Raw genomic sequence first — 10,564 nt, forward strand, 5'->3', positions numbered from 1 at the left:
CCCTTGCATTTTCTCTCTTTTTTTGCCAAAATAGAGGGGTAGAAAGAAGGTAGCATATGTCTAAATTACAACAAATCCTAACATATCTTGAATCAGAAAAACTAGACGTCGCTGTCGTATCTGACCCCGTCACAATCAATTACCTCACTGGTTTTTACAGTGATCCCCATGAACGCCAAATGTTCCTCTTTGTCCTAGCGGATCAGGAACCTCTCCTCTTTGTCCCAGCTCTTGAAGTAGAACGTGCAAGTAGCACCGTTTCCTTCCCAGTAGTGGGCTATGTCGATTCTGAAAATCCATGGCAAAAAATCAAACATGCTCTTCCACAACTTGACTTCAAACGTGTCGCTGTTGAGTTTGACAATCTCATCTTGACCAAATACCATGGTTTGAAAACAGTTTTTGAAACTGCTGAGTTTGAAAACCTCACTCCTCGTATCCAACGCATGCGCCTCATCAAATCAGCTGACGAAGTACAAAAAATGATGGTTGCAGGTCTTTATGCTGACAAGGCTGTTCATGTTGGTTTTGACAATATTTCTCTTGACAAGACTGAGACAGATATCATCGCACAAATTGACTTTGCCATGAAACGTGAAGGTTACGAAATGAGCTTTGATACCATGGTCTTGACTGGTGATAATGCTGCGAATCCACACGGCATTCCAGCAGCTAATAAGGTTGAAAATGATGCTCTTCTCCTCTTTGACCTTGGTGTTCTGGTCAATGGCTATGCGTCAGATATGACTCGTACAGTCGCTGTCGGCAAACCAGACCAATTCAAGAAAGATATTTACAACTTGACTCTTGAAGCCCAACAAGCTGCTCTTGACTTTATCAAGCCAGGTGTGACTGCTCATGAAGTGGACCGCGCTGCCCGTGAGGTCATCGAAAAAGCTGGTTATGGTGAGTACTTCAACCACCGTCTCGGGCATGGTATCGGTATGGATGTCCATGAATTCCCATCTATCATGGAAGGAAACGACATGGTCATCGAAGAAGGCATGTGCTTCTCTGTTGAACCAGGTATCTATATCCCTGGTAAAGTCGGTGTTCGTATTGAAGACTGCGGTGTTGTTACCAAGGATGGCTTTGACCTCTTTACAAGTACCAGCAAAGACTTGCTTTATTTTGATTAAGATAGCAACAAACCCTAGTTAGACAAGAAGAATCACTTCTGTTTTATGACGTCCATTCTGAATGAAATTCTTCATTGTTCCCCTATGATTGGTTACAAGTCTCTCAATATTTTTAAGCCCCCATCCCTCTGTCTGACGTTCCTTTCGTATTACCAATTCATTCTCATCAAATGAATTCTCGATAGCAATAAAGAGTTTCTTCTGAAAATATCGTATTCCTAAGATCAAGACCCTATCTTCTTTATTACTCAAGCGCATACAGGCTTCAAGACTATTGTCCAACAAATTACCAAGTAAAACCGCTAAAATATCTGGATTGATTTCCAATCGTTGAGGTACAAAACAATCAATTTCCAATTGTATGTCCTCTACCTTATCCTGTAATTTTTGATTGAGTAAAAAGTTAATTGTTGTATTCTTGGAGTAACAGACAGTTTGGTTCTCTATACTATTTGTCATGCTTTGGAGATAAGACTTCGCTTGTTCAGGATCTTCTTTTAAAAGTGCAAGGAGGATTAAATGTTGATTTTTCAAATCGTGTTGAATCCTTTGAATCCTCCTATAATCTTTTTTAGATTGTTTCATTTCTCTCAGTTGAAAGGTCATCTGTTCCGTCTCTAGTATGCTTTGATAATACCTCTGTTGTTGCTGAGAAAGATATAGGGTGAAATAGAGAGAAGAGAACGTTAACACAATGAGGGCTAATACAGAAACAAAAGAAAGATAATCCTTCTCAAACACTTGCCCTTGAATCGCTGATACTGTAAAAGCAAAACAAATGGACAAAAATGGTACAATAAACTGGTATAACCAAGTCCCTTTAGAAACAGTATAAACTAACTTTTGATGTGCACGAAAAAGTTGTCGAAGAACCAGGGTCACTAGCAATGATAAAAGAAAAGCTACAGCGAGATAAAAAAGCATGGCTATTAGATTTTCTGAAATGACTGATAAAGGGGAAAATAGTTGCACTGCTTGATTGAGTATAGTACCAGCTAGTAAAGTTAGACTCATCTGACAAAAAATCCAAAACGAAGATTCTTGAACAGCATATCCAAAATAAAGACCTAAAAAATAATACTCTGCGATACTGAGAATAAGATTCCCTACTAAGAAAAGATTAGCTCCTGAAAATAATATCGTCAACAAGGCATGGAAAAATAAAAGGAGAGAAGTAAAGATACAAATTCTCCTAGACTTTTCTTTTTGGGACAGAGGTCTATAAAAGAAAATAATTCCCAAAAATAAATCAAACAGAATACTCACAATCCGCAAACTGACTAACATTAAAAATTCCTCTCACTCAGATAATAATAATACTTTTCTCTAAAAGACGTTTGAAATTTTCGGCTAATTGGAAGGTGATTTTCATCCATTCCATTTAAAATTGTGACTATTTGCGAATCAAACTCTGTCACATATCTAGGATTGATAATATAGGAAGAATGAATTTGAATAAAGTAATCAGGTAATTTCTCTAAAATATCTTTCGTTTTAAGCAAAGCTTTGTAAGTCTGATCTTTAGTGTAAATAAAGACAGCACGCTTATCCTTTTCAAAAAATACAATGTCATCTAAAGGCAGTGAATAATGCTGCTTTCCAAAAGTAAACGTAAATACAGCTTGCCCTAAATTCAAAAAACGTACCACTCTATCCAGAGTTTTATATAATTTTTTAGAAGTCACTGGTTTAAGTAAATAATCAAAAGTCTGCACTTCAAAAACCTGCTCCATATAATCTCGATAACTGGTAACAAAGATAATCGGGATAAAAGGGTTTACCTTACGGATTTTTTGTGCCATATCAATTCCTGTTATCTGTGGCATCTCGATATCCAAAAAAACACAACTGTACTTCTCTGTCAATTGTTCTAATAGTTTTTGGGGATTCGTATAAACACTCGTTTCTATTTTGATGTCCTTATAAGATAAGAGTAAGTTTTCTAGCTGACTACCATCCCTATTAGAATCATCACAAATCGCAACTTTTAACATCAAATTCCTCACTACAAGCATGATTTTGCCAATTATAACGTCAAATACGTCAATTATGACATGCTGATAAAAAAATCGTTAATTTATTATACAATATTCTTATCAAATATGAAAGGAGTTACAAAAATGAAAAATATTCAAGTGCGTAAAGTTATTGCTAAAACTGATATTAGCTGGGGTGTTTTCTAAATTTTGGGCACCTCTAAAAACTACCGGTTTTCTATGTTTAGTAACCAGAAAAGGTTGAAAAATTAGCATTTTAAAATTGAGTTTTTAGAGGAGTTCTTTTCTATTTATTCCTACTGTTGGAATTGAGTAGATAGGTTCACCATTTTCTTTCTACTTATTTCCATTTGTAATAGGAACTAGGAGTTGCAAGACGAGGATATATGATTTATAATCACCTCGTCTTCCTTTTTTAATAAAATAGTGAGGTTAAAATGAAATTCTATCATCCAAGAATAAAAGAAATATATCCTGTTTATAAACTTCATAAAAATTTATTTAGGATTGGGCTACAAATTGGTATAACCACAGAAATTAAGGATGATAATAATAAAATGTGGAATTTAGTCAATATTTTGGACGGACGTCCTTTTCAAGATATTCTCAATATCATGCTAACAAAATATGATGATTTAACTGAAGAAGACATCACAGGCGCTCTTGAACTCTTAGATAATGAGGGGGTTCTCGAAGAAGCGGGCGAAATTCAGGATATTAAAGAACGTTATCATTCAAATATATATTATTTCAGTCGCTATTTAAATAGCTTCCAAGATAGTATTGCAACACAGAAAAAAATTCATCAGTCTACTATCCTTTTACTAGGTCTTGGTGGTGGGGGTTCTAACATACTGACATTACTAGCAGGCTTGGGACCTAAAAAGATAAAAATAGTGGATTTTGACATTGTTGAGCAAAGTAATCTAGGAAGACAATTTCTATACAAGGAAGATGATATTGGCTTATCTAAAGTTCAAATTGCCCATAGAGAAGTTACAAAAATGAATTCCGATATTGAAGTAGAAACCCATAATATACGTATCACCTCTGTAAGTGACTTGATTCCTTTACTTGATGATGTTGATATTACGATATGTGTGATTGATGAACCCCAATATGATATTCAACGTATCGTAAATAAAGCAATCGTTACAAAAAATATTCCCTGTATATTTGGCGCCAGTCAAGTTAGTCGTGGTCGTGTCTATTCAGTTATCCCTTACCAAACAGGCTGTTTTGATTGTTTAAATATTTATTATACAAAAATTGACACTCTATTCCTTGAACAATTCCACGGTGTTCGTACGATTACAAAAACAATCCCTACAATAGCCTATGGTCCAGCAATATTTCAACTGACTTCTGCCATTGTTGATGAAACTATCCGATTATTAACTCAATATACGGAACCAATTAGCCTTAACCATCAATACGAAATCAATTATGAAAACGGAGCCTCATTCACACACGATTCTTGGGGACGCTATCTTGATGAATGTCCAACATGCGGCACAGGTAAAGAAGACGATTGGGAAATTTTTTCTAAGTACGGAGAATTAAAGTTATGACAACTGCAAAACTCGTAATTGATAATTTGACTAAATCTTTTGATGGTCAGCACTTAGCCAATAATCATATTTCCTTAGAAATATCACCAGCAAAAATCACGGCTTTTTTGGGACACAATGGAGCTGGAAAATCTACTCTATTGAATCAAATGATTGGTTTTACTAAACCTGACCAAGGAGATATTTTGTATGGTGATATTTCTTTTATATACAATCGTAAACAAGCACGCACCTTAATTAGTTATATGTCTCAACAATATGCCCCACTCGACAAATTAACCGTAGAACAAAATTTAGAAATACTTGGAAAAATGCGAGGATTGAGTTCCCAAGAACTAGAAAAAACAATCAGCCAGCTTCTCACTGATTTAGAAATTGAAGACTATCGTTACAAAAAAGGTAAGGATCTTTCGGGCGGTCTCAAAAGACTAACTTCCTTCGCTATGACACTAATCGGTAGCTCAGACATCATTCTTCTTGACGAACCAACAAATGATGTTGACCCCATTCGTCGTGAAAAGCAATGGCAATTATTGCAAAAGTTAGCTAGCAAGGGGCATACCATTATTATCGTTACTCATAATCTTCTGGAGGTTGAAAAATATGCAGATAATTACGCCCTCTTTAATAATGGTAGATTGCTCAAATCAGGAAAGGTTAAGCAAATCATCCATGACAAACTGTATCAGATAAGCTTTGATTTTAAGACTAAAAGTATATTAGACAAAATAGAAGATTATACAATTATCAATGGTGTTAGTTGTCAATTAGAGATTGAGGAAAGAAGTCTAGCTCCATTGATAGCACAACTGACAGAAGAACTTGGTCAAAAAACAATTTCCAATCTCTCTCTTCATCAAAAAACATTGACTATTTCTGACCTTTATAGAGAGGAGCTAACCAACTAATATGACTCAATTTTTTTACTTACTTCATTGGAACTACTTGCGCCAAAAAGAGCTTTTCATCCTTTTTACACTAGCACAGCTCCTCTTATCCATTTCTCTTCTTTTTGGCTACCCTCTAGTTATTGGCGATATCGATTCGACTACTGCCTACTATCTTTCGTCTGGTTCTGTTTTAATTGGAATTATCTCCATGGGTTGTACAATTTCCTCCCCTGTTATAGCAAATGATAAGTTGGAAGGGCATTTTGATTATATTCGTGCCTTACCCATCCCTAGGATATTCATTTCTCTCGCTGACTTGTGGATGTGGTTAATTGCCATTTTGCCGGGAGTTTTTATTTCTATTCTACTTGGGTATGTCCGTTTTTCTGTTCGTCTCCATCCATCTTTTCTTGGTGTTTTTATTGTGCTTCTGATTTGTCTTACTATGATTAGTCTGGGATTTGCTATAGCCTACACCTTTTCTCCAAATACAGTAACCCTTATGTCGCAGCTAATTCTTATGATTGGACTCATGTTCTCACCACTCATGTATCCTGCAGATCGACTACCTGAGTGGGTAAACCATCTTTACCGTGCCCTCCCTTTCGTCCCTTCCTCAAATCTTCTGCGAGCCAGCCTTTACGACTACGGAAATGTTTCTCTATTGGACATGAGTATTCTCATTCTTTGGATTATGTCAACACAGTTAATTATTTTAAGAACTCTTCATAAAGAAAAATGATTGCTCCTAAAGCTTTTCTTATAGACTAAGCCAATAAAAAGAACCTTCATGACTATTCGAAAAGCTAAACAAGAAGATATTCCTAAATTACTCGATTTATTACAACAAATCCTTACGCTTCACCACCAAGCTCGACCAGATATTTTTAAGCAAACTGGGACTAAATATAGTTCCTCTGAGTTGCAAAATATTCTCTCTCAAGAACATACCCCTATTTTTGTTTTTGAAGATGAGAAGGGACAAGTTCTCGGACACCTATTTTGTACCATAAAAGATAAAACAGATAATCCTGTTCTCCAAGAAATCAAAACCCTTTTTATCAAAGATTTATGTGTAGATCAAAATGCTCGTGGTCAAAAAATTGGTGATCAACTCTATCAATTCGCTCTCAATTATGCTAAAGAAATTGGCTGCCATAATCTAACCCTAAGTGTCTGGAATGATAACGAGGGTGCTCTCCGCTTTTATCAAAGACAAGGGATGAAACCCCAAGAAACAACAATGGAAATGATAATTGATTAAGAAGTAATCTATAAAAAGATGTTAGAAAAAGTTCAATTTCACTAGAAAATGAGGAAAATCTTCCCACAATAAAACGCATAGTATCAAGCTTTTCAAACCTGATACTATGCGTTTTTCTTATTTGAAAGACTTTTGACTCAGCCTCTTTACTTAATCTTCTTGATACTTTGACTAAGAATAAATCCTACAATCATCCCTACCATATTTTGCATGAAATTTGGTAAAATTTCTGGTAGGGCTGCTGCCCAGCCATTCATCAATGTAGAACCCAAGGCGTAACCCCCTACCATGGCAATCGTTGCTAAGATAAGGCCTAACCACTGAGTTTTTCCTTTAAATCCTGCGAAAAATCCCTGCAAGCCATGGTTGACCAAGCTAAAGAACATCCACTGAGGATAGCCTGATAAGAGGTCAATCAAGAAACCTGCTAGTCCTCCGACTACAGCTCCTTCACGACTACCAAAGTAAAAGGCCGCAAAGAAAACACCCGCATCTAAAAGAGTTAGAATACCTGTCGGTGTTGGAATTTTTAAGAAATAGCCTAGAACCACAGAAAGGGCGGTTAAGAGGGATACAAGGGCGATTTTAGTTGTTTTGGTTTGCTTCATATTGTCTTACTCCATACTGATCTGCCTGTGCAATGGCACGGTAAACGAAAGCCTTTGAGCTTTCTACTGCTGGTAAAAGTTCATCACCTTTGACTAGATGACTGGCAATGCTGGAAGCAAAGGTACAACCTGCACCAGCATTTTGCCCTTGAATGACAGGATTTTCTAGAACTGTAAAGTTTTGTCCATCATAAAAGACATCCACAGCCTTGTCCTGACTAAGGCGATTGCCTCCCTTAATAATGACTGCTGGCGCTCCTAAATCATGCAATTTCTGCGCTGCAGTTTTCATGTCTTCCAAGGTTTTGATTTCTTGACCAGCTAATAATTCTGCTTCTGGGAGGTTAGGCGTAATCACACTGACATAAGGGAAAAAGCGAATCAACTCTTGGCAAAGTTCACTAACTGCTACGTCGTGCGTTTCCTTGCAGACCAAGACAGGGTCCAATACCACAGGCACTCCTGGGCGTTTCTTGATAAAGTCCAATGCCTTCTCAGCCACACTGACAGTAGGGAGAAGACCAATCTTAATTCCCCCAAACTCCACATCACGCAAGCTATCCAATTCATGTTGAAAAATGGTATCGTCAGTTGGAAAGACTTCAAATCCTTTTTCTGTCAAGGCTGTCAAACAAGTCACTGCTACAAAGCCATGCAAGCCGTTCAAAGTATAGGTAGCCAAATCAGCTGACAGGCCACCACCACTAAAAATATCATTTCCAGAAAGTGCTAAAATACGATTATTCTTCATAACGAATCTCCTTTAAATATAAACCATTTGGTGCTGCAGTGGGACCTGCAAGCTGCCTGTCCTTTTTCTCCAAGATCAGGTCAATCTGCTCTACTGGCATGCGGTTGTTTCCAATTTTGAGCAGTGTCCCCACCATATTGCGAATCTGTTTATACAAGAAACCATTTCCTGAAAAGGTAAAAGTCAAAAACTGGCCTGTCTCATCAACCCTAAGACTGGCTTCTGTAATAGTGCGAACCTTATCCTCTACACTAGTCCCAGAGGCTGTAAAGCCAGTGAAATCATGGGTTCCTTCTAGCTTTTTGACGGCCTCCTGCATCCTCTCCACATCAAGTGGGTAAGGGAAGTGGGTGGCATAGTGACGGCGCATGGGATTTTTGGGACGTCCTCTATCCACGATAAACTCATAGGTCTTGCTATTCTTAGCATAACGGCAATGAAAATCATCCGCTACCAGATCAATCGAAATCACATCAATATCTTCAGGGGACTGGGTGTCCAAGGCAAAGCGAAGTTTTTCCTCATCCATTTGATAGGGCAAGTCAAAATGAAGCACCTGTCCCAGAGCATGAACCCCACTATCTGTCCTACCAGCACCGTGAACAGTAATAGCTTGCCCTTTATTTAACCTGGTCAAGGTTTTTTCAATTTCTTCCTGAACGCTACGCGCATGAGGCTGGCGCTGAAAGCCAGCAAAGGCATAACCATCATAGGAAATAGTTGCTTTATATCTCGTCATAACCTCTATTTTATCAAGAAATTAGTCTGTAAACAAGGACCTAAAACAAATATTGTATGGGTATAAAAATCTCATACTCTTCGAAAATCTCTTCAAACCACGTCAGTTTCCATCTGCAACCTCAACACACTATTTTGAGCAACCTGCGGCTAGCTTTCTATAGTAGATTGAAATAAGATATGAATAATTCTATTAGGAAAGTCAAATTAATTTCTAGAAATATTTTAGCAGCTACAGCGTACTATTCCAAACTCAATCAACTATGCTCTTTGATTTTCATTGAGTATCAAAAGAAAAACTTAGGAATCAATCCTAAGCTCTCTTCTGAAGTAGGTACATGACAAAGATAGAGATTACAATCAACCAACCTCCTAAGATACTAAAGACCAACATCCCATTGTGAGTTAGTAAGCCAATTGCACCTAGAACGAATGGGGTCGTAAAGGCTCCGAAACTACAGCCTAATACAGCAAATGAAGTTGCTTGATTGAGGAGTTTAGCTGGAATTCGTTCAGAGACAAGTTGAAAGACCGTCGTCAAGACTACACTATAGGCAAATCCAGCCAGAACACTTCCTGCTACTACCACCCACAAGGATGGAGACAAGGCAATCACGATTTGCCCCAAGCCAAATGTAATACCAGACCAGAGGAGCAGTTTCTCTTTAAAGATAGAAATCAAGAAAGAAAAACTCACTCCAGCCACAATCCCGATTAACTGCATGAGACTAAGAACAAAACTAGATAACTGGGCATCCCCCAATCCTCTTTCCACCATCAAACTTGGAATACGGATGGTAATAGCTGTATTGGTACAAACTACAGCTGCCGCTTCGATAGCTAGGGTAAAAATCAAGCCTTTCATTTCTCGAGTTAAACGACTTGCTTCCTTCGCTCTTTTCTTGACTTCTTTCTTTGATTTTCCATAAGGGACAAAGAGCAGATAAAGGGGCAGCACCAAAAATCCAGCACTATAGGCTAGAAAGATAGCTGTCCAACCAAAGGCCAACAACTGACCGACGGCCAAGGTAATGAGAGAAGCTCCAACGACCTCTGCAGAAGCGCGTAGCCCTAACATCTGAATTCGCCTTTTTCCTTGATAGCGTTCACTGATAATAGAAATGGCCTTGGCATTGATCATCCCAACACCTAAACCAAAAAGAAGCCGTGTTCCAAAGACAAAGGAATAGGCTTGGTACCAGAAGGGAGCTGTACCGCTCAATGATAAAATCAGCAAGCCCAAACTAATCTGTAAGCGCTCAGGAAATATTTTTTCTAAGAAACCATTTAGCAGTAACATCATCATGATTCCAAAGGAAGGCAAGCTCACCAAGAGCTCAATTTGTTCCTTAGAATAACCCTGATAATAGTCAAACATGGCTGGTAGGGCACTCGAAATGGAAAAGGAGGTAATCAAAACGAGGGAGAGAGCCAAAATGCTGGCCCGTTCTAAAAATTGTTTCATGAAATCTCTTTCTATATTTCTCTTAATCTTCTACTTTTTTGATAGTTATCAAAAAAGCAAGAAAAGAAGAAGCCTCATTGGTACACAGACTCCTTCTCAAACTCGAAAATGAATCCCTTGTGTCTTATACTCAATGAAAAT

At 37.8% G+C, this 10,564-nt stretch carries 11 protein-coding genes; 5 read left to right on the forward strand and 6 right to left on the reverse strand.

Annotated features, from left to right (window positions below; translation table 11 throughout):
- Positions 1 to 56 precede the first annotated feature (56 nt).
- A complete protein-coding gene (locus HT703_RS08790) occupies positions 57 to 1,139 on the forward strand; it encodes a Xaa-Pro peptidase family protein (RefSeq protein WP_000040911.1) in 1,083 nt (360 codons plus the stop codon).
- An 18-nt stretch (positions 1,140 to 1,157) separates the two neighbouring features.
- Here the strand turns inward: HT703_RS08790 and HT703_RS08795 are convergent, their stop codons facing one another.
- Both HT703_RS08795 and HT703_RS08800 read right to left on the reverse strand, forming a co-directional pair.
- Positions 1,158 to 2,426 carry a GHKL domain-containing protein gene (locus HT703_RS08795; protein ID WP_000961370.1) on the reverse strand — a complete coding sequence of 423 codons (1,269 nt, stop codon included), beginning with the start codon at positions 2,424 to 2,426 and terminating at the stop codon, positions 1,158 to 1,160.
- Positions 2,426 to 3,133, reverse strand: coding sequence for a LytTR family DNA-binding domain-containing protein (locus tag HT703_RS08800; protein WP_054392603.1), 708 nt, complete (start codon positions 3,131 to 3,133; stop codon positions 2,426 to 2,428). Before HT703_RS08800 ends, HT703_RS08795 begins: the two co-directional genes overlap by 1 nt.
- Positions 3,134 to 3,573: 440 nt before the next feature.
- Between HT703_RS08800 and HT703_RS08805 the strand changes: the two genes are divergently transcribed.
- The 4 genes from HT703_RS08805 to HT703_RS08820 are packed head-to-tail and all read left to right on the forward strand — an operon-like array spanning position 3,574 to position 6,861.
- Positions 3,574 to 4,707, forward strand: a complete 1,134-nt coding sequence (locus tag HT703_RS08805) for a ThiF family adenylyltransferase (protein WP_023936973.1) — start codon at positions 3,574 to 3,576, stop codon at positions 4,705 to 4,707.
- On the forward strand, positions 4,704 to 5,615 hold the full coding sequence (locus HT703_RS08810; protein ID WP_000205301.1) for an ABC transporter ATP-binding protein: 912 nt from the start codon (positions 4,704 to 4,706) through the stop codon (positions 5,613 to 5,615). Before HT703_RS08805 ends, HT703_RS08810 begins: the two co-directional genes overlap by 4 nt.
- A gap of 1 nt (position 5,616) precedes the next feature.
- Positions 5,617 to 6,339: an ABC transporter permease gene (locus tag HT703_RS08815; protein ID WP_000191422.1), complete on the forward strand. Its 723-nt coding sequence runs from the start codon at positions 5,617 to 5,619 to the stop codon at positions 6,337 to 6,339.
- Between the two features lie 48 nt (positions 6,340 to 6,387).
- The gene (locus HT703_RS08820; RefSeq protein WP_000155488.1) at positions 6,388 to 6,861 is read left to right on the forward strand and encodes a GNAT family N-acetyltransferase; all 474 of its coding nucleotides are present in this window, start codon (positions 6,388 to 6,390) and stop codon (positions 6,859 to 6,861) included.
- 146 nt (positions 6,862 to 7,007) lie between these two features.
- Here the strand turns inward: HT703_RS08820 and HT703_RS08825 are convergent, their stop codons facing one another.
- From HT703_RS08825 to HT703_RS08840, 4 genes are all read right to left on the reverse strand, one after another.
- The gene (locus HT703_RS08825; RefSeq protein ID WP_000814970.1) at positions 7,008 to 7,469 is read right to left on the reverse strand and encodes an ECF transporter S component; all 462 of its coding nucleotides are present in this window, start codon (positions 7,467 to 7,469) and stop codon (positions 7,008 to 7,010) included.
- Entirely contained in the window at positions 7,447 to 8,220 is a 774-nt protein-coding gene (locus HT703_RS08830; protein WP_000794765.1) for a bifunctional hydroxymethylpyrimidine kinase/phosphomethylpyrimidine kinase, read from the reverse strand. Before HT703_RS08830 ends, HT703_RS08825 begins: the two co-directional genes overlap by 23 nt.
- Complete coding sequence (truA, locus tag HT703_RS08835; protein ID WP_172930037.1) at positions 8,210 to 8,959, reverse strand: tRNA pseudouridine(38-40) synthase TruA; 750 nt, start codon at positions 8,957 to 8,959, stop codon at positions 8,210 to 8,212. The genes HT703_RS08830 and truA overlap by 11 nt, the downstream gene beginning before the upstream one ends.
- 312 nt (positions 8,960 to 9,271) lie before the next feature.
- Entirely contained in the window at positions 9,272 to 10,423 is a 1,152-nt protein-coding gene (locus tag HT703_RS08840; protein WP_138703593.1) for an MFS transporter, read from the reverse strand.
- Positions 10,424 to 10,564 lie beyond the last annotated feature (141 nt).

It is taken from the genome of Streptococcus sp. 3874, from assembly GCF_013276425.1.
GTDB classification, from domain to species: Bacteria; Bacillota; Bacilli; order Lactobacillales; family Streptococcaceae; genus Streptococcus; species Streptococcus pseudopneumoniae.